Source organism: uncultured Mailhella sp. (assembly GCF_905187505.1).
GTDB lineage: Bacteria > Desulfobacterota > Desulfovibrionia > Desulfovibrionales > Desulfovibrionaceae > Mailhella.
The window spans coordinates 1-23,557 of the sequence record NZ_CAJJIC010000015.1; the positions used below are offsets into that span (position 1 = coordinate 1).

The 23,557-nt window shown below is 64.1% G+C and carries 19 protein-coding genes; 17 read left to right on the plus strand and 2 right to left on the minus strand.

Going from position 1 to position 23,557, the window contains the following annotated elements; all coding sequences use genetic code 11:
* Positions 1-204 precede the first annotated feature (204 nt).
* The 4 genes from QZZ60_RS03005 (at position 205) to QZZ60_RS03020 (ending at position 4,703) form a co-directional block, all read left to right on the plus strand.
* A complete protein-coding gene (locus QZZ60_RS03005) occupies positions 205-1,941 on the plus strand; it encodes an alkaline phosphatase (protein WP_295637604.1) in 1,737 nt (578 codons plus the stop codon).
* A gap of 171 nt (positions 1,942-2,112) precedes the next feature.
* A complete protein-coding gene (locus QZZ60_RS03010) occupies positions 2,113-2,547 on the plus strand; it encodes a hypothetical protein (RefSeq protein ID WP_295637607.1) in 435 nt (144 codons plus the stop codon).
* A 6-nt stretch (positions 2,548-2,553) separates the two neighbouring features.
* Positions 2,554-3,264 (plus strand): ABC transporter ATP-binding protein, encoded by a 711-nt coding sequence (locus tag QZZ60_RS03015; RefSeq protein ID WP_295637609.1) that lies wholly within the window; start codon positions 2,554-2,556, stop codon positions 3,262-3,264.
* A gap of 260 nt (positions 3,265-3,524) precedes the next feature.
* Positions 3,525-4,703: an FtsX-like permease family protein gene (locus QZZ60_RS03020; protein WP_295637612.1), complete on the plus strand. Its 1,179-nt coding sequence runs from the start codon at positions 3,525-3,527 to the stop codon at positions 4,701-4,703.
* Between the two features lie 269 nt (positions 4,704-4,972).
* On the opposite strand, the gene QZZ60_RS03025 is transcribed toward QZZ60_RS03020, so the two are convergent.
* On the minus strand, positions 4,973-5,791 hold the full coding sequence (locus QZZ60_RS03025) for an MBL fold metallo-hydrolase (protein ID WP_295637614.1): 819 nt from the start codon (positions 5,789-5,791) through the stop codon (positions 4,973-4,975).
* Positions 5,792-6,130: 339 nt separating this feature from the next.
* Between QZZ60_RS03025 and QZZ60_RS03030 the strand changes: the two genes are divergently transcribed.
* A complete protein-coding gene (locus QZZ60_RS03030) occupies positions 6,131-7,738 on the plus strand; it encodes a sulfatase-like hydrolase/transferase (RefSeq protein WP_295637617.1) in 1,608 nt (535 codons plus the stop codon).
* On the opposite strand, the gene QZZ60_RS03035 is transcribed toward QZZ60_RS03030, so the two are convergent.
* Positions 7,726-8,223 (minus strand): hypothetical protein, encoded by a 498-nt coding sequence (locus QZZ60_RS03035; protein WP_295637620.1) that lies wholly within the window; start codon positions 8,221-8,223, stop codon positions 7,726-7,728. The two genes, QZZ60_RS03030 and QZZ60_RS03035, sit on opposite strands and share 13 nt — an antisense overlap.
* Before the next feature lie 249 nt (positions 8,224-8,472).
* On the opposite strand from QZZ60_RS03035, the gene ileS reads away from it, so the two are divergent.
* From ileS to QZZ60_RS03095, 12 genes are all read left to right on the plus strand, one after another.
* Positions 8,473-11,328, plus strand: coding sequence for an isoleucine--tRNA ligase (ileS, locus tag QZZ60_RS03040; protein WP_295637623.1), 2,856 nt, complete (start codon positions 8,473-8,475; stop codon positions 11,326-11,328).
* Positions 11,325-11,825 carry a signal peptidase II gene (gene lspA / locus QZZ60_RS03045; protein WP_295637626.1) on the plus strand — a complete coding sequence of 167 codons (501 nt, stop codon included), beginning with the start codon at positions 11,325-11,327 and terminating at the stop codon, positions 11,823-11,825. The genes ileS and lspA overlap by 4 nt, the downstream gene beginning before the upstream one ends.
* A gap of 2 nt (positions 11,826-11,827) precedes the next feature.
* Positions 11,828-12,367 (plus strand): hypothetical protein, encoded by a 540-nt coding sequence (locus QZZ60_RS03050; RefSeq protein WP_295637629.1) that lies wholly within the window; start codon positions 11,828-11,830, stop codon positions 12,365-12,367.
* A gap of 118 nt (positions 12,368-12,485) precedes the next feature.
* Positions 12,486-13,337 (plus strand): tol-pal system protein YbgF, encoded by an 852-nt coding sequence (gene ybgF / locus QZZ60_RS03055; RefSeq protein WP_295637632.1) that lies wholly within the window; start codon positions 12,486-12,488, stop codon positions 13,335-13,337.
* Positions 13,338-13,572: 235 nt separating this feature from the next.
* A complete protein-coding gene (locus QZZ60_RS03060) occupies positions 13,573-15,327 on the plus strand; it encodes a DEAD/DEAH box helicase (protein ID WP_295637635.1) in 1,755 nt (584 codons plus the stop codon).
* Positions 15,328-15,331: 4 nt separating this feature from the next.
* Positions 15,332-15,802 carry a hypothetical protein gene (locus QZZ60_RS03065; protein ID WP_295637638.1) on the plus strand — a complete coding sequence of 157 codons (471 nt, stop codon included), beginning with the start codon at positions 15,332-15,334 and terminating at the stop codon, positions 15,800-15,802.
* Between the two features lie 11 nt (positions 15,803-15,813).
* Complete coding sequence (locus QZZ60_RS03070; protein WP_295637641.1) at positions 15,814-16,722, plus strand: tRNA (adenine-N1)-methyltransferase; 909 nt, start codon at positions 15,814-15,816, stop codon at positions 16,720-16,722.
* A gap of 117 nt (positions 16,723-16,839) precedes the next feature.
* A complete protein-coding gene (locus QZZ60_RS03075; protein ID WP_295637644.1) occupies positions 16,840-18,858 on the plus strand; it encodes an ABC-F family ATP-binding cassette domain-containing protein in 2,019 nt (672 codons plus the stop codon).
* A 427-nt stretch (positions 18,859-19,285) separates the two neighbouring features.
* Entirely contained in the window at positions 19,286-19,678 is a 393-nt protein-coding gene (locus QZZ60_RS03080; protein WP_295637673.1) for a MerR family transcriptional regulator, read from the plus strand.
* Positions 19,675-20,328 (plus strand): ribulose-phosphate 3-epimerase, encoded by a 654-nt coding sequence (rpe, locus tag QZZ60_RS03085; protein WP_295637646.1) that lies wholly within the window; start codon positions 19,675-19,677, stop codon positions 20,326-20,328. Before QZZ60_RS03080 ends, rpe begins: the two co-directional genes overlap by 4 nt.
* A gap of 38 nt (positions 20,329-20,366) precedes the next feature.
* Positions 20,367-22,361, plus strand: a complete 1,995-nt coding sequence (gene tkt, locus QZZ60_RS03090; RefSeq protein WP_295637648.1) for a transketolase — start codon at positions 20,367-20,369, stop codon at positions 22,359-22,361.
* A 16-nt stretch (positions 22,362-22,377) separates the two neighbouring features.
* Positions 22,378-23,556, plus strand: coding sequence for a phosphoglycerate kinase (locus tag QZZ60_RS03095; protein ID WP_295637650.1), 1,179 nt, complete (start codon positions 22,378-22,380; stop codon positions 23,554-23,556).
* Position 23,557: the final 1 nt, after the last annotated feature.

Here is a 23,557-nt window from a genome sequence, read left to right on the forward strand (position 1 = left end):
CCGGCGCTCCTGGGGCGGGTGGGTGTCTCCTCTTTCGCGCGCTTGCTGCCGGTAGCCGCAGCATCTCCTTTCTCTGTCCCCCTTCCTCCCGCGTTCCGTCATGTTCGCGTAGTTTTTCTTCACGAAGAATTTATAAGCGCTTCACAGGCAGGTCACAGGCATTGTCCATAGTGGCGGCAGCTGAAAACAAACCTGGAGGATAGTATGAAAGCTACCGTGATGATGCCGCTGTGTCTCGGCATGGCGCTTCTGACCGCCACGGCGCAGGCTGCCCCTGCCATTTACCCTGTGGATACCGCGCGATTCCTGGGGACCTCGAAGTTTGACTTCAAGGTGGAGTTCGACCGCGAGATCAGTCAGTCCGACGTCGACGTGCGCATCAACGGCAGGAGCGTGGCCGACGTGTTCGGCGCAAAGCCGGAATTCATCAGGAACGAGGAAGGAAAGGGCTCGGCCATCATTCTGCGCAACGTGTCGCTCGCCCCGGGCAAGTATGCGGTAACGGCGAAGGACGGCAAGGAAGAAGCCTCCGCAAAGTGGGACGTGTACGGCACGCCGGACAAGGCCAAGGCCAAGAACGTCATTCTGCTCATTGCCGACGGTCTCAGCATGGGTCACCGCACGGGCGCGCGTCTGCTTTCCAAGGGCGTGACCAACGGCATGTACAACGGCTGTCTTTCCATGGACACGCTGCCCTACACCGGCATGCTCGGCACCTGCAGCGTGGATTCCATTGCCGCCGACTCCGCCAACACCGCTTCCGCCTACATGACCGGTCACAAGTCCAGCGTGAACGCCATCGGCGTGTATGCCGACCGCACCAAGGATCCCTTTGACGATCCGCGTCAGGAGAACATAGCCGAGCTTCTGCGCCGCAAGACGAACAAGTCCATAGGCATCGTGTCCGACGCGGAAATCGAGGACGCCACGCCCGCCTCGGTGGTGTCCCACACCCGCAAGCGTTCGGAAAAGGCGGCCATTGTCGGAATGTTCGCCGACATCCGTCCCGAAGTGCTCATCGGCGGCGGCTCCGCGTATTTTCTGCCCCGCACGGTTCCGGGCTCCAAGCGCAAGGACGAGAAGGACTATGTGGAAGACTTCCGCAAGGCGGGCTACACGCTTGCCACCACGCGCACCGAGCTTGTGAACGTCATGGAAAAGACGCCTGATCGTCTGCTCGGCCTGTTCCACACCGGCAACCTCGACGGTGCGCTCGACCGCAAGCAGCTCAAGAAGGGCACGGTGTCCAAGTTCCCGGATCAGCCCGACCTCACCGATTCCATGAACGCCGCGCTCAAGGTGCTTTCCAAGAATCCCAACGGCTTCTTCCTCATGCTGGAAGCCGGTCTGGTGGACAAGTACACGCATCCTCTGGACTGGGAGCGCGCCATTTACGACACCATCATGTTCGACAAGGTGGTGGCTCAGGCGCAGGCCTTCTGCGACGCCAACCCCGACACGCTGCTCATCGTCACCGGCGACCACACCCATGCCCTCAGCATCATAGGCACCGTGGACGACAACCTGCCCGGCGAGCTCATGCGCGACAAGGTGGGCATCTACGCGGCCGCGGGGTACCCCAACTACAAGGACGAGAACGGCGACGGCTATCCCGACGACGTGAACGTGTCCAAGCGTCTCGCGGCCTTCATCGGCAACTATCCCGACCACTACGAGACCTTCCGTCCCAAGCTCGACGGCCCCTTCGTGCCTGCCGTGCAGGATGAGAACGGTCACTACATCGCCAACGCGGCCTACAAGGACGTTCCCGGCGCTCAGTTCGTGCCCGGCAACCTGCCCCGCACCGAATCCACCGGCGTGCACGCCATCGACGACCTCGTGGTGGGCGCGAGAGGCCCGAACGCCGATCAGATTCACGGCTTCATGAACAGCACGGAAATCTTCCGCATCATGGCCGAGGCCCTGGCTCTCGGCAAGTGATGACGGATGCGGAAAGGGGGCGTGGGCTTCCTTTCCATGCTCACCAGGCGCCCTGAATGTTCGGGGCGCCTTTTGCAGGAGCTGCGGGCGCTTTGCGCAGGCTGGGACCGGAAGTCCGGCCTTGCGGGACGTCCCGGAGGTTCCCGAACCTTTTTCCCGACGGAAGCGAATATGAAAATCTGGCTGGCCGTGCTGCTCTGTCTTTTGTTCGGCGTGCAGGCCGCGCACGCGGAAACGGAAAAACGCCTCAGCTTCGACGAACTCTACAGCGGGGGAGGCGCGCTCGGGCTGCGCTTTTCCGACAAGGTGCTGTCGTTTGAAGGCGGGCGCATCGTCATACGCGGCTTCATGGCGCCGCCGCTGAAGGCGGATTCGGACTTCTTCGTGCTCACCCGTGAGCCCGTGGCGCTGTGTCCGTTCTGTCAGTCCGACTCCGACTGGCCGGACAACATTCTGGTGGTGTACCTCTCGGAGAAGGAGCGCTTCGTGCAGAACAACACCGTCATAGAGGTGGAAGGCGATCTGGAAGTCGGCTCCTGGACGGACGAGAAGACCGGCTTCGTGAGTCAGCTGCGCCTGCGCAACGCCACCTTCCACACGCTGTGAGGAACCATGGAAAACGACCTTCATCTGCGCAACATACGCTACAGCGTTCAGGACGGCGGGGGGATGCGCCGCGTGCTGGACATTCCCGAGCTGTTTCTTCCCGGCGGCACGCTGGCGGGCATTTACGGCGATTCCGGCTCAGGCAAGACCTCGCTGCTCAATCTTCTTTGCGGCCTCATGCTGCCCGACGCGTGTCAGGGAAGCGAGCTGCGCTGGGGCGATGACGACCTTCTCGCCATGCCGGAAGGGGCGAGGGATGCCTGGCGTGGACGCCATGTCGGCATGATATTTCAGGACTTTCAGCTTTTTCCTCAGCTTACCGCCATGGAAAACGTGCTTTTGCCCGCCACGTTCCGGCATTTTTCCATTCCCGAGGATCTGAAGGACAGGGCGCGCGATCTACTCAGAAGGCTCGGCATACGCCGGACAAGCGCGCCTGCGGGCGTGTTTTCCCGGGGCGAGCAGCAGCGCGTGGCCATGGCCCGCGCCGTGCTGTTCAGGCCCTCCGTGCTGCTTGCCGACGAACCCACGGCCAGCCTCGACCGAAGCAACGCCCAGCTCGTCACCGACGAGCTGGTGGATCTTGTCCGTTCCGAAGGCTGCACGCTCATCGTGGTCACCCATGAGCAGGTGCTGCACGGCAGGATGGACCGGCGCTACCGTCTGGAGCGCGGCCGTCTGCTCGCCGGTCTGGAGGACGATCTCAAGAGAAAGTAGGGAAATGGCGGAGCGCCTCCGCAAAAGGGCGCTTTTCCGTTTTCCGCGTTTTTCATCCGAACGTCTCCGCGTCTCCCCGCTTCGCACGTTTCCGGGGAAGAGGCGGAACGCAAGGGCCACGGCGTGCGGCCTTTCTGCGTCGTACGCGGCAGGGCCCCGATCGGCTCGCCGGACAAAAAAGCGATGTTCCCGGCCTCGGCGGGAAGCGCGCCGGGCGCGCCGAAGGCCGTATCAACGAATCATGCTCGAGAGGATGTCGAATGAATCCTTTTCTTTTTCTGCGCGGCGAACTTCGCCGTTCCCTGGGCGGGGCGCTGGCGCTCGCGCTGGTGCTGGCCTTTGCCGGAAGCCTGAGTCCGGCCGTTTCCATGCTGGAGCGCTCCATCCGTTCCGGCATGGCGCAGTCGGCCGATGCCTTTGATCTGCTCGTGGGCGCGAAGGGCAGCGCCGTGGATCTCGTGCTCGGCGCGGTGTACCTCCGGCCCGAGCCGCTTTCCCTTCTGCCGTACGGCACGCTGGAAGAGGTGAAGGCGCACGGCGGCATGCGCTGGGCCGCGCCGCTCGCCTTCGGCGACCGCTGGAAGCATTATCCCATGGCGGGCACGACGTCGGAGCTCGTGACGCTCGGCGGAAAGCGTCCGCTTGCCTCGGGCAGGATGTTCATGAACGCGGGCGAGGCCGTCGTCGGCGCGGGCGTGCCCTTGAAGGAGGGCGACACCTTTTCCCCGAGCCACGGCAGCGTGGCCGAGGCCGCGCTCGATGACGGGGGCGGGGCCGTTCACGCCCACGACCACAGCTTCCGCGTGGTGGGAAAAATGCCCGCCACGGGCACGCCCTGGGACAGGGCCGTGGTGGTTCCCATTGAGGCGCTCTGGAAGATGCACGATTCCGGCGCCGGAGAGGGACGCTGCTCCGTGGTGGTGGTGAAGCCCGTGACCGTGGCCGACGCCTACCGGCTGCGCGGCGCGCTGAACGCGGGAGACTCGCAGGCCGTGTTTTCCGGCGAGGTGCTCACGCGGCTTTTCGGCACGCTTGAGCAGATGCACGACGTCATGCTGCTGCTCGCCTCGGGCGCTCAGGCGGCGGCGATTGCCGCGGCCCTCGTTTCCGGCTTCTTTGCCGTGGCCATGCGGGTGAAGGCCATGGCGCTTCTGCGGGCGCTCGGCGCCTCGCACGGCTTCATTGCCGTGAGCGTGTGGCTCATGGTGTCGGGCGTGCTTCTTGCCGGCTGCGCGCTCGGCCTGGCGCTCGGCACGCTGATGGCCACGGCGGTCAGCGCATGGATTCAGGCGGAAACGGGCGTGGCGCTTTCGGTGAGCCTGTCGTCCCGTGAGTGTCTGGCGGCGCTTGCCACCGCCTGCTGCGGCTGTCTTGCCGCGTTTCTGCCCGCATGGTTCGCCTGCCGGAAAACGGCCGGGGAAATCCTGCGTTCGGCGTAGGAAGGAAACCGGAAGAGAACGAATGCTTGCGTGAAGGCGGCGCGAGGGATGCCTGCGCAGAAAGCGCGGGCGCGCCGCGTTTGCGACGCGGCCGCAACCATGAGGGATGGGGCGGAAGGGCGCTGTCCGAAGAGGGGCAGACCCTGTGCGGCCGCAAAAAAAGGGGGGGCTTCGGCCCCCCTTTTCCGCAGAATTTCGGAACCTCGCGGCTCCGGGCTCGCGGGTTTCCCTCCCGCACGTTTTCTGCGCAGGGCGGAAAGAGACCGGATTCAGCGCCTTGCGGCAAGGTCTATGACTTCGAGGTCGTCGGGCACGTACACGCCGCCCCGGTAGGCCTGCTTCGCCTCCTCGGTGTAGCGTTCCTTGCGCAGAGAAGGCGGCGTGCGGTCTTCGGTATGCCAGAGCACGAGATTGCGCACGCGGTGCCTGCCGGCAAGAAGGGCGGCTTCGCGCACGGTGCCGTGCCCGATGAGGCGCGGCCGGAACACGTTCGCCTCGGCTTCCAGACAGAAGGCCTCATGCAGCAGCCAGTCCGCGCCTTCCAGATAGTGGCCGCAGGCGGGCTGACAGGGTTCGTCGCCTGTGCACACGATGCGCTGCCCCTCCGGGCTTTCCATGTGGAAGCCGAACTGTTCGGCCTTGCGCGAGTGCGTGTTGAAGAAGGTGACGGTGTGCCCGGCTATGCTGCGCTGCTCCCCGTCCCCGACGGGCATGAAGCGTATGCTGCCGCCCACGGTGGAAAACTGCTTTTCGCTCAGGGTGAACTGGCAGATGGCGCGCAGCTTTTCCGAAAGACGCGTGTGGCAGTGAATGCGCAGAAGGTCGCTGCGCTTTTCGCGGAGAAAGAGCGAGGATATCATGCGCACGAGCCAGATGACGCCGAGGGAATGATCGATGTGCTGATGCGTGACGAAGATGTCCGTGAGATCGAGGAGGGATATGCCGGCCTTCTCAAGCTGAACGAGAATGCCGTTGCCGCCTCCGCCGTCCACCAGCAGGCCGCCCTGCGGCCCCTGAAGCATGAAACAGGTATTGTAGTAGCGCAGCGCGTTGGCCGCTCCCGTGCCGAGAACTGTGAGCCTCTCCATGGAGAACCTCCTTGTCTTCTTTTTTCACGATACGGAGCGGAAGAGGCAGCGTCAAGAAGCGGAAGGCGCTTCCGACGCGCCGCTCATGCCGGAACGGTCCTCTTTTCCGGGCAGGAACCGGGGCTGCGGGCTTGGAGGCCGCTCCGGATTTTTTGCGATGAGCGGCGGGTGCTGCTCCGTGCGGGGCCGAGCCTTCGGGTCGTTTCTTTCAAGAATGCCGTCGCCGCAAGATGCCAAGGCTGCGCACCTTTTTGTGGAACGGCAGGATTATTCTTTTATTCTCAGTAGTTGACGCAAAAATTCTCCGGATTGAAGATGGAAGGACACGCCGGAGGAGTCATGCGAACGCTCTTGTCTGCCCCGTCCCGGGAAGGGACGGCCCTTGTCTTTCTTCTGCTGTCCGTTGCCGTGAGCGCGCTGGAATCGTTGCTGGTGCAGACGTTTTCCATCCATCACCTGTTGACGGCGGAACGCATCCTGGACACCGTCACGCCGTCTCTTGTCGCCGTGGACGTGCTCGTGCCGCTCTGCCTTGCGCTGCTCTCGCGCCGGGCGTACCTCGTCTTTCTGGTGCTTCAGAGCGTGACGGACGCCGTCATTCTGCACTATGCCGCCTTCTTCTACAACACGCTCACGCTCTCGGCCATGTATCATTCCATGCAGGGGCTCTCGAGTCTCGGCGGTTCCGTGTTCGTGTTCGTCCGTCCGGGCATTCTTCTGCTTCTCGCCTTCGTTCTCGGGGTGCAGATTCTTCTTGTACGCCGGTCCGTCTCCGGCCGCGGTCTTTCGCCGCGCCTTCGCGTCGTGAGGGCCGTGGCCGTTCCGCTCTGTCTCATGCTCGTGGCCGTCACGGTGTTTCAGGAGCACGGACGGTCGGGCATGCTCAGCCTGTGGACGGGCGAGGGGCCGCACGTCACGACCTTCGACCGCCGCAGTCAGGAAGGCTCGAAGCAGTCCGTGCGGCGTCTCGGCTACCTTGCCACGTGGGCGGGAGAGTGGGCGGGAGGCGCGTATCGCGACCTGAGCCTCGTATACGCCGAAAAAAGGTGCGAGGATCCCGACGTGCTCTTTCGCGAAACGCATCGGGAGACGGCAGGCGAGTGGTGCGGCTGTCCGCTGCCTTCCTTCTGGGGGCCCGTGGCCATGATTCAGGTGGAAAGCCTTGACTACGCCGCGCTTTCCATGAGCTTCGGCGGTCATGAGGTCATGCCCTTCGTGCGCTCGCTTCTGCCTTCGTCGCTGCTTCTGCGGGCCTTCGCCCCGCACAAGGTGGGCTCGGCCAACTCCGACTACGAGCTCTTGAACGGCCGCGTGGCGGAGGAGAACGTCATGTACTATTCCCACATACGGGACTATCCCGACAGCGTGATACGCGCGCTCGCGTCCCGTCGTCCGGCGGTGTTCCACGGCCTTGAGGGGGAGCTTTTTCATCTCAGGGAGGCGTATCGTCTCATGGGCTTTGAAGAAACCTTCTTCAAGGAGGAGCTTGTCCGGGCGGGGTATCCGACAAGCGCGCTGGCACTCGAGCAGGTGACGGACGAGAACGTGCTCGACGCGGCGGCGAAGTATCTGGAGGAGGGCAGGGGAGAGGCGGTGTTTGCGGTGACCATGAGCAGTCACATCCCCTTCATGGAGCCCTGGCCGCCCTTCGGACTTGGGCGGGGCACCTTTGCAAGGTACGTCTCCTCGCTGCGCTACGTGGACGGATGCCTTGCCGACTTTTACGCCCGGCTGCCGGAAGGCACGCTTTTCGTGCTCTGGGGCGACCACGGAAGCGACGTGTCCTATCCTTCCTTTATGAAGGACAACGGCAGGCACGTGCCCTTTCTCGTGAACGTGAAGGGGCGCGACGCGTGGCTTGCCGGACGGAAGGCGGACGAGGAGCGTTCGTTCACGCTCTGCTCGCTCTCCTGGCTTCTGCGCCGGCTGCTTGCTCAGGGAAGCTGACGCCCGCGTCCGGGCCGCGCGAGGGCGAGGGCGAAGCAGAAGAGAAGAAGAATCGCGCAGGCAAGGCCGAAGAGCTCGCGTCTGGCGTGCCTCTCCGCCATGCCGGGCTGCGCGTACACGGCCATGCCCGCCCGTCCTGCGGCATCGAGTTCCTCTCCGGCCCAGGGCGAGATGAACAGAAGTCCCGCCATCATGAGCAGGGCCGCCGCCGCGTTGCAGAGCGTCCATGGGCGGCGGAGGGCGTCTTTTCCGGCAAGCAGCGTCAGCGCAAGGCCCGTGAAGAGTGTGCCGAAGGCCCCCACGGGCACGAGCACCCGCTGACTTACGACGGCGGCGGCCCGAAGCAGGCCGAAGAGATCGCCTTCTCCGGCAAGCGGCGCTTCGTGCACGAGAATGAGCACGCACAGCACGCTGCCGAGCCATGAGGCCGCGGCGCCGACGTGCAGCACGCGAAGAACGAGCCGTCCTTTGTCTTCAAGGGTCATGGGGGCGCTCCCTGTTTTTTTTGTCGTCTGCCGGCGGGATACCACGAGACGGCGAAAAGCGGGATGATATTTTCCGCGCGGCCGGAACGGGCGCACCCGGCGCCGTGCGTCCCGGCGGAGGAAATTGCGCTTGACATTTCTTCCCGACGCGGGAAAACATACCTTTTTCGACTGCTTTCGGAGAGCGGTCTCTGACCGCGTGCCCCGCAAGGAATACCATGGCGCACTCCGCGCCCGGAGGAAAGCCTGATGGCTGAATATAAGAAAACGCTGAATTTGCCTGTCACCGGTTTTCCCATGAAGGCGAATCTGGTTCAGAAGGAACCGGAAATGCTGAAATTCTGGGAAGAGAACAATGTGTTCCAGCTCATGCAGGACGCTTCCGGCTCCCGGGGCGAATTCGTGCTGCATGACGGCCCGCCCTACGCCAACGGACACATTCACCTCGGCACGGCGCTGAACAAGATCCTCAAGGACATGATCATCAAGTCCCGCAACCTCATGGGCTGGAAGACCGGCTACATTCCCGGCTGGGACTGCCACGGCCTGCCCATCGAGCACAACGTGGAACTCGAGCTCGGCGACAAGAAGAAGGATCTGCCCGCGCACGTCATCCGCAAGCGCTGCCGTCAGTACGCGCAGAAGTTCCTCGACATTCAGCGCAAGGAATTCAAGCGTCTCGGCGTGCTCGGCGACTGGGAGCATCCCTACATGTCCATGGATCCGGCCTATGAGGCCGTGACCGCCTCGGAACTGGCCACCTTCGTGGAGAGAGGCGGCGTGGTGCGCAGCAAGAAGCCCATCTACTGGTGCTGCCACTGCAAGACCGCCCTTGCCGAAGCCGAAGTGGAATACCGCGACCTTTCCTCGCCTTCCATCTACGTGCGCTTCCCTCTGCCCGACCCGAAGCTCGCGGACGTGTTCCCGAACGCCGACGTGTCGCGCGCCTACATCGTCATCTGGACCACGACTCCCTGGACGCTGCCGAGCAACCTTGCCGTGTGCGTGCATCCCGAGCTGCGCTACGCTCTCGTGGAGACCGGCGGCAGCCAGTACATTCTGGCCTCCGAGCTCGTGGAAGGCTGCGCGAAGACGTTCGGCTGGACCGATTATGCCGTCATCGGCGAGACCACCGGCGACAAGCTGGATCGTCTTGAGGCCCGTCATCCCTTCATCGACCGTCCCTCGCTCGTCATCAACGGCGAGCACGTCACCCTCGACGCCGGCACGGGCTGCGTCCACACCGCTCCCGGTCACGGCCGCGAGGACTACGAAGTGGGCATGAAGTACGGCCTCGACGTGTATTCTCCCCTCGACGACGAGGGCCGCTTCCTGCCTTCCGTGGAATTCTTCGCCGGAATGCAGGTCTTCGACGCCAACCCCGCCGTCATCGCCAAGGTGGAGGAAGTCGGTCATCTCCTGGCCCGTCAGGACATCACCCATTCCTATCCCTGCTGCTGGCGCTGCAAGAATCCCGTCATTTTCCGCGCCACCACGCAGTGGTTCATCGGCATGGAGCCCAATAACCTGCGCGCCAAGGCGCTTGACGCCATCAAAAACAAGGTGAAGTGGATTCCTTCCTGGGGTCAGGGCCGCATCTACAACATGGTGGAATCGCGTCCCGACTGGTGCATTTCCCGTCAGAGAATGTGGGGCGTGCCCATTCTCGCCCTCATCTGCAAGGACTGCGGCGAAGTGTGGAACGACCCGGCATGGATGCGCGAAATCGCCTCCCGCTTCGCCACGCATCCTACGGGCTGCGACTACTGGTATGAGCACGACGTTTCGGAAATCGCTCCCGAAGGCCTCACCTGCCCGCACTGCGGCGGAAAGCACTGGGAGAAGGAAGACGACATTCTCGACGTGTGGTTCGACTCCGGCACCAGCTTTGCCGCGGTCATGGAAAAGCGTCCCGAAGGCCGCGTTCCCGCCGATCTGTACCTTGAAGGCTCCGACCAGCACCGCGGCTGGTTCCACAGCTCCCTGCTCGTGGCCGAGGGCACCCGCGACATTCCGCCCTACAAGGCCGTGCTCACCCACGGCTATGTGGTGGACGGCAGCGGCCGCAAGATGTCCAAGTCCGTGGGCAACGTGGTGGCGCCTCAGGAAGTCATCGACAAGTACGGCGCGGAACTTCTGCGCCTGTGGGTCGCTTCCGTGGACTACCGCGAAGACATCCGCTATTCCGAAGAGATCATGAAGCGCCTTGTGGACGCCTATCGCCGCATCCGCAACACCTGCCGCTACATTCTCGGCAGCATTCACGACCTCACGCCCGAAAAGCTCGTGCCCTTCGCCTCCATGAAGCCGCTCGACCGCTACGTGCTGAGCCTTGTGGCCGCCTTCCATGAAGCCGCGGAAACCGCCTATCAGGAATACGAGTTCCACAAGGTGTTCCAGGGCCTGCACGGTCTGTGCGCCACGGAGCTTTCGGCCTTCTATCTCGACGTGCTCAAGGATCGTCTGTACTCCTCGCTGCCCGACAGCGCCGAACGCCGTTCCGCCCAGAGCGCCCTGTATCAGATGATGCTCATCATGCTGCGCGACATGGCGCCCATCATGAGCTTCACCGCCGAGGAGGCCTTCCGCTACATTCCCGAAGCCCTGAAGCCCGTGGACGCCGAAGGAAAGCCCGTGGTCACCGTGTTCGCCATGCCTCCCGTGGACGCCTCGAAGTTCCGTCTGTCCGACGACGAGCGCGGCGCGTGGGAAATGGTCATGGACATCCGTGCGGGCGTCACCCGCGCCATCGAGCCCCTGCGCAAGGAAGGCGTCATCGGTCACGCGCTCGACACCCACGTCACCCTGTACGTGGACGACAAGCTCCGTGCCGCCATCGCCGACAGCGGGGCCGACATGCGTTCGGTGTGCATCGTGTCTCAGCTCGACCTTGCGCCCTTCAAGGACGCGCCCGTGGACGCTCTTGCGAACGCTCAGCTCGACGAGTGCCCCGGCCTTGCCGTGCGCGTGAAGAAGGCCGACGGCGAAAAGTGCGAACGCTGCTGGATGTACTCGGACAAGATCGGCGCCGATCCCGAGCATCCCACGCTGTGCCCGCGCTGCGCTGCGGTCATGAAGGAACTTGAGGCCGGAGAAAAAGAGTGAAAGGGGCGGTAAACCGCCATGTCGTCGTCTTTTCGGTGGCGCTGGTCTGGCTTGTGCTGGACCAGCTCACCAAGGCGGCGGTTACGGCACGCATCGCCGTGGGAAGCGGCTTTTCCGTCATCGACGGATGCTTCAACCTCGTGCACGTGCTCAACCGCGGAGCCGCCTTCGGCTTTCTGAACAGCGACGAGACCGACTGGCAGTTCTGGCTGTTTCTTGCGGCCGCGCTGCTCGTGGCGGGCGTCATCGTGCACATCGTGCGCACGTCCGCCTACAGCCGCACGCTGTTCATCGGCCTGGGGAGCATTCTCGGCGGCGCGGCGGGCAACCTCATCGACAGGGTGCGCTTCCGCGCCGTGACCGATTTTCTGGACGTGTACTGGGGCGCGTGGCACTGGCCGGCCTTCAACGTGGCGGACATTGCCATATGCCTCGGGGTGCTTCTTGCCGGAATCGCGCTTCTCCGGCAGGGACGTGAAGACGACGGGGGAAAATAGCCGTGCTCATTTCCGACCTCAGCAGCGAACAGCTGCTCATGCTCATCATTCCGGCGCTGCCCAACATGTGGGCCTTAAAGCACGCCATGTACCACGACTTTCCCACCACGCAGGAAAAGTACCGCTGGATGATGGCCTGCGTGTTTCTGCCCTGCGTGGCGGGCGTGGCCTACTACTTCGTGGGCAGAAAGCACGCCAGCAGGGAAAAGGTGGACATACGCGCGAGAATTGAGGCCGAGCGGGCCCGTGCCGCCGAGGAAAAGGCGAAGGCGGCCGAAGCTGCCGGAGAGGCGGTTCCGACAGCGGCGGACGCCGTGCACGACGCGGAGCGGCAGGACGTTCTTTCGGCCGGGCAGTCTCCGCAAGCCGGGCAGGAGCCCGACCGTGCGCCTGGGCACGGGACGCGGCAGACGGGAGGCGCCTCTTCCGACAATGCCGCCTTCCCCCGTGAGGAAGGGGAACGTCCCGGAGCCCGGAAGAATGCCCCGGGCGACGAGTGGTCCTTCGGCTGTCCCGACGACGTGCGGAAGCCGCAGGCGTGAATTTTTGACTGAAGCCCCGGGCCGAATGCGTTTCGGAGGAGCATCCCCGATCGGAGCGGAGCTTTCATGCAACGGGAGCGGGCAGGGCCCGCGTCCTCATCAATCAGGAGAAAAGGTCATGGAACTTATTAAATGGGGTCGGAATCTCGCCCTGTTGTCCCTGCCTCTGATGCTGACGGCGTGCGTGACGAGCAGCGAGCATAATGCCCTTCAGGCTCAGGTCAATCAGATCAACCGTCAGGTGAGCAGCAGCCAGACCAATCAGGCCGACAGCTGGTCGCAGCTCATGGAAATGCGTCAGGAGCTGTCGGAACTGCGCGGTCAGATAGACACGCTGAACTATGCCCTCCAGCGCGCGGGCGGCGCGCAGAAGATGGCCGACACCCTGGCCGTGCACGATCGCGCCCTGCGTCTTCTCGAAAGCCAGATGGCGCTGGATCTGCAGCTCGGCGGCGAACAGCCCGGTCAGCCCGGCGTGCCCGGCGCCGACGCCTCGGCCGTGCCCGGCGCGCAGGCCGCGCCTTCCGTGGCCGCCGCTCCCGCAGCGGCCGCCGCACAGGCCGCTCCCGCCGCGCAGCCCGCGGCCAATGTGGACATGGCGCAGGCTCTGTACGACAACGGCATGAAGTCGTTCAACTCCCGCAACTATCAGGCCGCGCTGCGCTCCTTCAGCGACTTCACCAAGACCTATCCCAAGAACAAGCTGGTTTCCAACGCGTGGTTCTGGCAGGGCGAATGCCAGTATCAGATGAAGAACTACGCCGAAGCCGCGCTGGCCTATGAAAACGTGATTTCCGGCTATCCCAACAGCGTGAAGGCTCCGGCCTCCTACCTGAAGCAGGGCATGGCCTTTTTGCAGCTCAACAAGAAGGCCGCGGCCAAGCAGCGCCTCACCGAGCTTACCCGCAAGTTCCCCAAGGCTCCCGAGGCCACCCGCGCCAAGCAGGTCATTTCTCAGAACAAGCTGTAATGCTTTTGCGCTCCGCCTACCCCTTGCCGGTGCGTTTCGGCAGGGGATCGGCGACCGGCGTTTTTCCGCTCCGCATGACGGAAGCGGCGCTTTCGAGCCTGACGTCCTTTCGGCGTCGGGCTCCCTGCGTTTCCGGGCCTTCGGGCCGCTCACTTGGCAACCGGGGAAGAATCGGCTATAATATTCCGTTTTCTCAAGAAAGTCATATACTTCATTCTCTTATCAGGATTCGCCAATGTCGGATACCATAACGAACGACGAGGAGCTTCAGATCACGGCTCCTGAACATTCTCTGCCGCCCTGCGCGCTGGAAGAGCTGCCCGAGGTCATGCAGCAGGCCTGCGCGCGCGCAGGCTGGACGCGCCTCATGCCCGTGCAGACGCACGCGCTTCCCTACCTCATGGCCGGACGCGACCTCATGGTGCAGTCCCGCACGGGCAGCGGCAAGACCGGCGCGTATCTGCTGCCGCTTCTTTCTCTGCTCGATCCTGCGGAAAAAAAGCCGCAGGCCCTCATTCTTGCCCCCACGCGCGAGCTCGCCGGCCAGGTGGAGCACGAGGCGCATCTTCTTTTTGAAGGCACGGGCCTTGCCGTGACCGCCCTTTACGGCGGCGTGGGCTACGGCCGTCAGCTCGAGGCCCTGCGCGAGGGCGTGCAGGTCATCGTGGGCACGCCCGGCCGCGTGCTCGACCATCTTCTGCGCCGCACTCTTTCCCTCGACGCCCTGCGCGTCCTTGTCTTCGACGAGGCGGACAGAATGCTCTCCATCGGCTTCTACCCCGACATGAAGGAGATTCAGCGCTATCTGCCCTCGCATCCCATGCTTTCCGCGCTCTTTTCCGCCACCTATCCCCAGCACGTCCTGAACCTCGCCGGAGAATTCCTGCGCGAGCCCGAGATGCTCAGCCTCTCGCAGGGGCACGTGCACGTGGCCACCATTCAGCATTTCTTCGTGGAATGCGGACGCATGGACAAGGACCGCACTCTCGTGCGCCTCATGGAAACCGAGAATCCCACCTCGGCCATCATCTTCTGCAACACCAAGTCCAACGTGCACTACGTCACCGCCGTGCTCAAGGGCTTCGGCTACAACGCCGACGAGCTTTCCGCCGACCTTTCGCAGAACAAGCGCGAAGACGTGCTGAACCGCCTGCGCGAGGGCAAGGTGCGTCTGCTCGTGGCCACCGACGTGGCCGCCCGCGGCATCGACATTCCCGCGCTCTCCCACGTGTTCCTCTACGAACCGCCGGAAGACCGCGAGTCCTACATCCACCGCGCGGGCCGCACGGGCCGCGCCGGAGCGGCGGGCACGGTCATTTCGCTTGTGGACATCATGGAGAAGATGGAGCTTCTGCGCATCGCCTCCTTCTACCGCATCGACCTTGCGCCGCTTGCCAATCCCACGGACGAAGACGTGGCCGTGGCCGTGGGCAGGCGCGAGACCGCGCTTCTCGACGCCCGCCGCAGAGCCTGCACCGGGCTTCAGCTCGAGCGCGTGCGCCGCTATCTGCCGCTCGTGAAGGAGCTTGCCGGAAGCGACGACGAGGATCAGATGCTTCTGCTCGCGCTGCTCATGGACGCGGACTATCAGCGCAGCCTCGGCATGGAGCAGTCGCTGCCCCGTCCCCGTGCGGCGGAGGCCGGTCGTTCCTCCTCCCGGCGCGGCAGAGGCCGCGAGAAGGACGAAGGATTGGAAGCCGAAGGCGGGTCCCGCCCCAAAAAGCGCAGACGCGGCAGGGGCCGCGGCGCCGCGGCTGAAGGCGAAGCTTCCTCCCCGGCCGAGGCCGTGACGGAGCAGCAGAGCCGGGCAGGGGACTCCGAGACCGCATCCTCCGAAAGCGCCGTCGACAAAGAAGCGTCTTCCGGCAGCGAGGGCCGTTCCCGTCGGCCGCGCCGCCGTTCCCGCCGTCGTTCCCACGCGGAATCCGGGGCGGAAAAAGGTGCGGAAGGCGCCGCGGAAACTTCTTCTCAGGCGGGCGAAACGGAGTAGAACCGTGCGAATGTCCGGCACGGTGGTCGATCCGCAGGCAGGCAACGCCAGCCCCGAGGCGCTTGTCGGAACCTTTGAGGCTCTGCTTGCCGAAGCGGATTTTGCCGCCTTTTTGAAAATGCTCGGCATCGGCCGCATGGCCTTTTCCGCAAGACGCGCCATGCGGCCCGTGTTCACGGCGCTGTGCATAGGGGTGTGGCGTCTTGCGCTGCAAAGGGCCGTGCCCGACCGCAGCGACGAAGCCTACGAGGCCTATCTGGCCACGCTCTGGCCGAAGGTGAAGGACGCCGACGCCTTCATGGTGCTCGTGCGCGACGTGGCCGGGCATCTGCCGAGGCGCGGCGAGGACGACTTCACGCCCACGGCAGGGGACGTGTTCGTGCGCGCGGGCAGAAAGCCCGATCAGGCCGCCCTTGTGGGCATGGCGCTCTTTCTGCGCCGAATGTACGATTATTTCTTCAACCATCTCATGTAACAGGAATCACTATGCCTCAGTACGGCGATCTCGTCATTCTGGCTTCTCCGCGCGGCAAGCGTCACATCTACCGCATGGAGGAGGGGCACGACCTGCACACGCAGGACGGCGTCATGCGCGCGGCCGACGTTGTGGCCGCCGATTTCGGCTCGGAAGTGCGCACCGCCATGGGCGTGCCCTTCCGTCGGGAAAAGCCCCAGCTCTACGACCTGGTCATGGGCATCAAGAGACAGACGCAGATCATGTATCCCAAGGACATGGGACTCATCTGCTTCAAGCTCGGCGTGGGCAACGGCCGCACCATACTCGAAGCCGGTTCCGGCTCCGGCGGCTTCACGCTGGCGCTTTCGTGGTTTTCCGGTCCGAACGGCCATGTGCACAGCTTCGAGGCGCGCGAGGAGTTCCACAAGCTTGCGAAGCGCAACGTGGCGTGGGCGGGCGTCGGCGACAACGTCACCTTTCATCTGCGCGACATCGCCGACGGCTTCGGCGTCGATGATCCCGACGTTCTGAACGGGCAGAAGGGCGACGCGCTCTTTCTCGACGTGCGCACCCCGTGGGAGTATCTCGACGCCGCGCGCGAGGCCCTCGTGCCGGGCGCGCCCATAGCTTTTCTTCTGCCCACCATCGAGCAGGTGTCGGAGCTCATCAAGGCCCTTGAAATCGGCCCGTTCGAGGAAACGGAAGTGTGCGAGATCCTCGTCCGTCCCTGGAAGGTCGTGCCCGGACGCCTGCGTCCTGCCGACCGCATGAGCGCCCACACCGCGTTTCTCGTGTTCACGAGAATCCAGGAACGCAGCGCCGACTGGGACGCGCGCATCCCGCTCGGCACCCGCGAACGCAAGCAGGAGGCCGCGCGGCAGGCCCGTCTTGCCGCCGCCCGCGGCGACGACCCCGACGCAGTGGACTACGAACTTTAGCGGAAGCACCGTTCCCGGCCGGGATCTTCCCGGCCGTTCTTTGTTTTTCTGCGGCCCGTCCGCCGGGGCGGGGCCGCATCTTGTCACCGCAACGCGGGGTCTTCCCCGGATATCGTCATGAACATCACCATTCAGAATCTTTCCAAGTCCTACGGCGGACGCGACATTTTCCATGACTTTTCGCTGGACATCGTGGACGGCATGCGCCTTTGCGTGTGCGGTCCCAACGGTACGGGCAAGTCCACCCTGCTGCGCATGATGGCCGGGGTGATCGCGCCCGACGGAGGTCGCGTCATCATCCCGCACGGCTGCCGCGTGGGCTACGTGGAACAGATGCTGGATGAAAAGACCCTGGACGTGCCGCTTCTGGAATGGGTGCAGGCGGCGCTTCCCGACTGGGGCGACTTCTGGCAGGAATGGGAAAAGGCGCAGAGCGCGGGCGACGAGGCGGCCATGAACCGCCTCATGGCGCGTCAGCACGACCTTGAGACGCGCTACGGCTACAATCCCGAGCAGCGCGCGCAGACCGTGCTTTCCGGCCTCGGATTCTCAAAGCAGAAATGGGAGCTGCCCATCCGTCAGCTTTCCGGCGGCTGGCGGGAGCGCGCCAAGCTTGCGCGCGTGCTCACCGCGGGCGCGGACGTGCTCTTTCTCGACGAACCCACCAACCATCTCGACCTCGAGGCCGTGGAATGGCTGGAAGAGTTCCTTCTGGAATTCAAGGGCATACTGGTCTTCGTGGCGCACGACCGCGTGTTCATGGACCATGTGGGCACCCACGTTCTGTACCTCGGCGCGTCCAAGCCCATATTCCGCAAGTGCAACTACACCAAGTTTCTGGAGCTTCAGGCGGAAATCGAGGAGCAGCGCGAGCGCGAGGCCAAACAGATAGCCGACGATCTCGCGCACAAGATGGACTTCGTGCGCCGCTTCAAGGCCAAGGCCACCAAGGCGCGTCAGGCCGGTTCCCGTCAGAAGCAGGCGAAGAAGCTCGAAAAGGAGCTCGAGCAGTACCGGCCCGAGCCCAAAAGACGCGAACTTTCCTTCAAGTGGCCCGAAGCCGCGCCCTCCGAAAAGGTGGTGCTTTCCGTGGCGGATCTGGCCTTTCATTTTCCCGACGGCACCACGCTGTGGCCGCCGCTCACCTTTTCGCTGTTCCGCGGTCAGAGAGTGGGCCTCGTGGGGCACAACGGCTGCGGCAAGTCCACGCTGCTCAAGATTCTGGCGGGAAAGCTGGCCCGCACGGGCGGCACCTTCACCATGGGGTCCACCACGCGCATGGGCTACTACAGTCAGCAGCAGGCCGAAACGCTGGATCTCGGCGGCACGGTGCTCGGTGAAATGCGTCGTCTGTCCGACCCGCACACCTCGGAAGAGGAACTCATGAGCGTGCTCGGCCTGTTCATGCTGGGACAGGGCTATTTCGACCGTTCCATCGATTCTCTTTCCGGCGGCGAGCGCAGCCGTCTCGTGCTGGCGCTGCTCTTTCTGCGCCGCTGCAACTTCCTCGTGCTCGACGAACCCACCAACCATCTGGACCTCGAAAGCCGCGACGCCCTCGTGGAGGCGCTCGAGGCCTTCGACGGCACGCTGCTCGTGGTGGCTCACGACCGTCATCTGCTTTCCGAGGCCGTGGACGAAATATGGGCCGTGGACGAGAAGGGCATCACCGTCTACAAGGAAGGCTTCGCGCAGTACGACGCGGCAAGGCGCGCGGCGCGCACCGCTTCCGCCCGTCAGCAGAGCGCGCCTGTCGAATCTTCCGCCGCCTCCACCTCTCCGGCCGTGCGCCCCCTGCCCGGAACCAATCTTTCCCGCGAGGACCTGAAAAAGCTCAAGCGCGAGCAGGCCGAGCAGCGCAACGCGCTCTACAAGAAGCTCAAGCCCCTTCAGGCCCGCTACGAGGAGCAGGAAAAGACCTTTGAGGCGCATCTTGCCCGTCAGGAGGAAGTGGAAGGCCTGCTCGCCGATCCTTCGGTGTACGCCGACGGCGCGAAGTCCACGGAACTTCTCAAGGAGTTTCATGATCTTCAGCAGCGCACGGAAAAGGAACTTGAGGCGCTGGGCGAGCTTGAGGCGCAGATTTCCGAGCTTGAGGCGCAGCGCGCAGCCCTTTCCCTCGACGGGGGAGAGTAGCTGCCGGTCGGACGGTGCAGGGACGCGTTCCGCGCAGGACCCGTTGCCGGAACGTCGGGCACGACCCTTGACAGCGCGCGTCTTTTTTCGGAAAAAGCCCGTTCTGGCTCCCGCCGAAAACGTCCTGCCCGAAGATTCCGGCCCCTTCCGGCCGGTTCTTGATCCGGTCCTGCGGGCCGAAGAAGCGGAAAAAACGTCCGACTGTCATCATTCTGCCGCACTCGCGTGTCATGATGGCGGACGAAGTCGTGAAGATGGCGCTGACCTGTCGTTTTTTTTCTGGAAATTTTTCCGGGAAAGGGCGACTATCGGATCGGACACGGACAATCGTCGGAAAGCCGTTTCTCTTTTCAGCGAGGAGAGCCCCGTGATCGATCAGAACTACTTGCAGTGCCATTTCTTCAGACCGCAGACCAAGGACGGGAACATGCACAGAAAAAAGCCGCAGTCCGGCAGGGTGTACCGCATAGGCGAAGCCGCCCGTGCGCTGAACCTTCAGACGAGCGTGCTTCGATTCTGGGAAGGGGAATTTCCCGGCCTTCAGCCCGTGCGCACGCCCAAGGGACAGCGTCTGTATTCGGAAAGCGACATGGAACTTCTGCGCCGCATCCGTTCCCTGCTCCATGAGCAGGGCATGACCATAGAAGGCGCGCGCCGCGTGCTCGCGGGCGAAGCCATGCCCGAGCTTGCCGAAGCGCTTTCCGGACGCAACGCCCGGCAGAGCGCCGACGACGGAGGGCTGCTTGCCGACGTTTTGAAGGAACTTGTGGAAATACGGGCCATTCTCACCAGCAACCCGTCCAAGGAGAACCTCTCATGATACTTTCGCCCTCGCTTCTTTCCGCCGACTGCGGACATCTGGCAGACACCCTGAAGAACCTGGAAGAAGCCGGGGTGAAGTGGGTGCACTGGGACGTGATGGACGGGCAGTTCGTGCCCAACATCACGTTCGGACAGCACGTCATCAAAGGCCTGCGCCCGGCGTCGGGTCTTTTTTTTGACGTGCATCTCATGATCGAGAGCCCGGAACGCTATCTTGCCGACTTCAGGGATGCGGGCGCGGACATGCTCGTGGTGCACGTGGAATCCACCGTGCATCTTCAGCGCACGCTCGCGGAAATACGTCGTCTCGGCATGAAGGCGGGCGCGGCGCTCAATCCCGCCACGCCGCTCAGTTCGCTCGACTACGTTCTGGACGACCTCGACATGGTGCTGGTCATGAGCGTGAACCCCGGCTTCGGGGGACAGAAATTTCTGCCCGCCACCCTGCGCAAGGTCGCGGATCTGCGGGCAAAGCTCAACGGGGCCGGACGTGCCGACTGCCTCATTCAGGTGGACGGCGGCGTGAATCTTGAAAACACCGGAGCGCTGGTCAAAGCCGGAGCCGACGTGCTTGTTTCCGGCTCCGCGTTTTTCGGACATCCTCCCTTCAGCGAACGTCTTGCCGACTTCACGGCCGCGGCGTGCTGAGCCTTCTTTCCTGCAATACCTCCAAGGAGACAGCCTTTATGCCTACTCGTGCAGAACTTGCCAATGCCATCCGCGCCCTTTCCATCGACGCCATCGAGAAAGCCAAGTCCGGTCATCCGGGCGCTCCCATGGGCATGGCCGACATGGCCGAAGCCCTGTGGCGCGGTTTTCTGAAGCATAATCCTGCCGATCCCGCATGGCCCAACCGCGACCGCTTCGTGCTCTCCAACGGCCATGCCTCCATGCTGCTCTATTCCCTGCTGCATCTTACCGGATACGACCTTTCCATGGACGACATCCGTTCTTTCCGCCAGCTCGGCGCGAAGACTCCCGGTCATCCCGAGCTCGGCGTGACGCCCGGCGTGGAAATGACCACCGGCCCGCTCGGTCAGGGCATCGCCACGGCCGTGGGCATGGCCCTTGCCGAACGCATGATGGCCCACGAGTTCAACCGTGAAGGCTTCCCCGTCATGGATCACTACACCTGGGTGTTCCTCGGCGACGGCTGCCTCATGGAAGGCGTGTCGCAGGAAGCCTGCTCGCTGGCCGGAACCTGGAAGCTCGGCCGCCTCATCGCGCTGTATGACGACAACGCCATTTCCATCGACGGCAAGGTGGAAGGCTGGTTCACCGACGACACGCCCGCCCGCTTCGAGGCCATGGGCTGGCATGTGGTGCGCGGCGTCGACGGGCACGATGCCGAGGCCATCGACATGGCCATCCGTCAGGCCATGGCCGTGACGGACAAGCCTTCGCTCATCTGCTGCAAGACCGTCATCGGCCGCTTTGCTCCCACCAAGGCCGGAACGGCCGCCTGCCACGGCTCGCCGCTCGGCGCCGAGGAAGCCGCGGCCGCCCGCGCCGCCATGGGCTGGACCGCCGAGCCCTTCACCGTGCCGGACGACATCCGCGCCGCCTGGGACGCCCGCGAAAAGGGCGCGGCCGTCGAAAAGGCCTGGAACGACATGTTCGCCGCCTACGCCGAGGCCTATCCCGAACTTGCCGCCGAGTTCCGCCGCCGCATGGCCGGAAAGCTCCCCGAAGCCTGGCCCGACGCGGCCCGTGCCGCCGTGGAGGCCGCCCGCGCCGAAACCAAGGACGTGGCCACCCGCGCGGCGGGCAAGAACGCCCTCAACGTCATCGCTCCCGTGCTGCCGGAGCTCGTGGGCGGCTCGGCCGACCTCAGCGGTTCCGTGGGCACGGAGCACAAGGGCGCCAGAACCCTCGACGTGTCCGACTATTCGGGCAACTACATCCGCTACGGCGTGCGCGAGTTCGGCATGGGCGCCATCATGAACGGTCTCAGGCTTCACGGCGGATTTCTGCCCTACGCGGGCACGTTCTTCGTGTTCTCCGACTACGCCAAGAGCGTGATCCGTTCCGCGGCCATCATGAAGCTCGGGGTCATCTGGGTGCTTACTCATGATTCCATCGGCGTGGGCGAGGACGGTCCCACCCATCAGCCCGTGGAGCAGATCGCCGCGCTGCGCATGACTCCCGGCGTTCAGGTGTGGCGTCCGTGCGACAGCACCGAGGCGGCCGTGGCCTGGACGGCGGCCGTGGAATACGGCAGGGGCCCCGTGTGCCTCGTCATGAGCCGTCAGGGCCTGCCCCAGCAGAAGCGCAGCGACGAACAGGTGGCGGCCATCCGTCGCGGCGGCTACGTGCTCAGAGACTGCGAGGGCGAACCGGAACTCATCTACATTGCCACGGGTTCCGAAGTTCAGCTCGTCATGCAGGCCGCCGAAAAGCTCGCCGCGGAAGGTCGCCGCGTGCGCGTGGTTTCCATGCCTTCCTGCGAGGTGTTCGACCGTCAGGACGCCGCCTACCGCGAATCCGTCCTTCCTTCCTCCGTGCGCGCCCGCGTGGCCGTGGAAGCGCAGACCGCCGCATGGTGGTGGAAGTATGTGGGACTTGACGGCCGCGTCATCGGTATGGAAACATTCGGAGCTTCCGCTCCGGCGGGAAAACTGTTCCCGAAGTTTGGCTTTACGGTAGAAAACATTGTGCGGCAGTCGCTTGAACTGCTGTAAGGAAAGGAGAAAACCGATGAAAGCACTGACCATGAACGATGTGGACATGAAGGGAAAGCGCGTTGTCATGCGCGTGGACGTGAACGTGCCCATCCATGACGGCGTCATTACCAGCGACAAGCGCATCCGCGCCGTGCTGCCCACCATCAGGAAGGCTCTGGACGCGGGCGCGGGCGTCATCCTGCTCGCCCATCTCGGCCGCCCCACCGAAGGCGTGTTTGAAGAAAAGTTCTCCCTGCGTCCCGTGGCCGCGCACATGGGCAAGCTGCTCGGCATGCCCGTGGAATTCTGCGCCGAACCTCTGAAGGGCGTGGAATGCAAGCCCGGTCAGGTGGTGCTGTGCGAGAACGTGCGCTTCTTCAAGGGCGAAAAGAAGAACGACGAAGAACTCGCCGCCAAGTACGCCGCCATGGGCGACATCTACGTGATGGACGCCTTCGGCGCGGCCCATCGCGCTCAGGCCTCCACCGAAGGCGCGCTGCGCAAGGCCGCCGTGGCCGTGGCGGGCCCCCTCATGTTCGCGGAAATGGAAGCCGCCACCAGACTGCTCGACAATCCCGAGCGTCCGCTTTTCGCCATCATCGGCGGTTCCAAGGTTTCCACCAAGCTCACCGTGCTTGAAAACCTGCTCAAGCACGTGGACGGCCTCATTGTGGGCGGCGGCATCGCCAACACCTTCCTGGAGGCCGCGGGCTTCAACATGGGCTCCTCCCTCGTGGAAAAGGACCTCATTCCCGAAGCCAAGCGCCTCATCGACATGGCGAAGGAACGCAACGTGCTTCTGCCCCTGCCCACCGACGTGGTGGTGGCCCCGAGCTTCGAGCGCGCGTCCGAAGCCGTGACCAAGAAGGTGTCCGAACTTTCCGCCGAAGACTGCGCCTTCGACATCGGCGAAGAGACCGTGAAGGCCTACGCCAAGATTCTTGCCGACGCCCGCACCATCGTGTGGAACGGCCCCGTGGGCGCGTTCGAGACCGTGCCTTTCGACAAGGGCAGCCGGGCTCTGGCCGACATTCTCGCCGATTCCAAGGCGTATACGCTGGTCTGCGGCGGCGACACCGTGGCCGCTGTGGAATCCTTCGGCGTGGCCGCGAAGATGGGGTATCTCTCCACCGGCGGCGGCGCCTTCCTTGAAGTGCTCGAAGGCAAGACCCTGCCCGCCGTGGCCGCGCTTGCCGACGCCGCTTCCAAGTAAA

What these genes read in the sequence shown, in the direction of transcription:
- QZZ60_RS03005 (WP_295637604.1), top strand. Translation starts at nt 205, where the DNA reads ATGAAAGCTACCGTGATGATGCCGCTGTGTCTCGGCATGGCGCTTCTG.
- QZZ60_RS03010 (WP_295637607.1), top strand. Translation starts at nt 2,113, where the DNA reads ATGAAAATCTGGCTGGCCGTGCTGCTCTGTCTTTTGTTCGGCGTGCAG.
- QZZ60_RS03015 (WP_295637609.1), top strand. Translation starts at nt 2,554, where the DNA reads ATGGAAAACGACCTTCATCTGCGCAACATACGCTACAGCGTTCAGGAC.
- QZZ60_RS03020 (WP_295637612.1), top strand. Translation starts at nt 3,525, where the DNA reads ATGAATCCTTTTCTTTTTCTGCGCGGCGAACTTCGCCGTTCCCTGGGC.
- QZZ60_RS03025 (WP_295637614.1), bottom strand. Translation starts at nt 5,791, where the DNA reads ATGGAGAGGCTCACAGTTCTCGGCACGGGAGCGGCCAACGCGCTGCGC.
- QZZ60_RS03030 (WP_295637617.1), top strand. Translation starts at nt 6,131, where the DNA reads ATGCGAACGCTCTTGTCTGCCCCGTCCCGGGAAGGGACGGCCCTTGTC.
- QZZ60_RS03035 (WP_295637620.1), bottom strand. Translation starts at nt 8,223, where the DNA reads ATGACCCTTGAAGACAAAGGACGGCTCGTTCTTCGCGTGCTGCACGTC.
- ileS (WP_295637623.1), top strand. Translation starts at nt 8,473, where the DNA reads ATGGCTGAATATAAGAAAACGCTGAATTTGCCTGTCACCGGTTTTCCC.
- ybgF (WP_295637632.1), top strand. Translation starts at nt 12,486, where the DNA reads ATGGAACTTATTAAATGGGGTCGGAATCTCGCCCTGTTGTCCCTGCCT.
- QZZ60_RS03060 (WP_295637635.1), top strand. Translation starts at nt 13,573, where the DNA reads ATGTCGGATACCATAACGAACGACGAGGAGCTTCAGATCACGGCTCCT.
- QZZ60_RS03070 (WP_295637641.1), top strand. Translation starts at nt 15,814, where the DNA reads ATGCCTCAGTACGGCGATCTCGTCATTCTGGCTTCTCCGCGCGGCAAG.
- QZZ60_RS03075 (WP_295637644.1), top strand. Translation starts at nt 16,840, where the DNA reads ATGAACATCACCATTCAGAATCTTTCCAAGTCCTACGGCGGACGCGAC.
- QZZ60_RS03080 (WP_295637673.1), top strand. Translation starts at nt 19,286, where the DNA reads ATGCACAGAAAAAAGCCGCAGTCCGGCAGGGTGTACCGCATAGGCGAA.
- rpe (WP_295637646.1), top strand. Translation starts at nt 19,675, where the DNA reads ATGATACTTTCGCCCTCGCTTCTTTCCGCCGACTGCGGACATCTGGCA.
- tkt (WP_295637648.1), top strand. Translation starts at nt 20,367, where the DNA reads ATGCCTACTCGTGCAGAACTTGCCAATGCCATCCGCGCCCTTTCCATC.
- QZZ60_RS03095 (WP_295637650.1), top strand. Translation starts at nt 22,378, where the DNA reads ATGAAAGCACTGACCATGAACGATGTGGACATGAAGGGAAAGCGCGTT.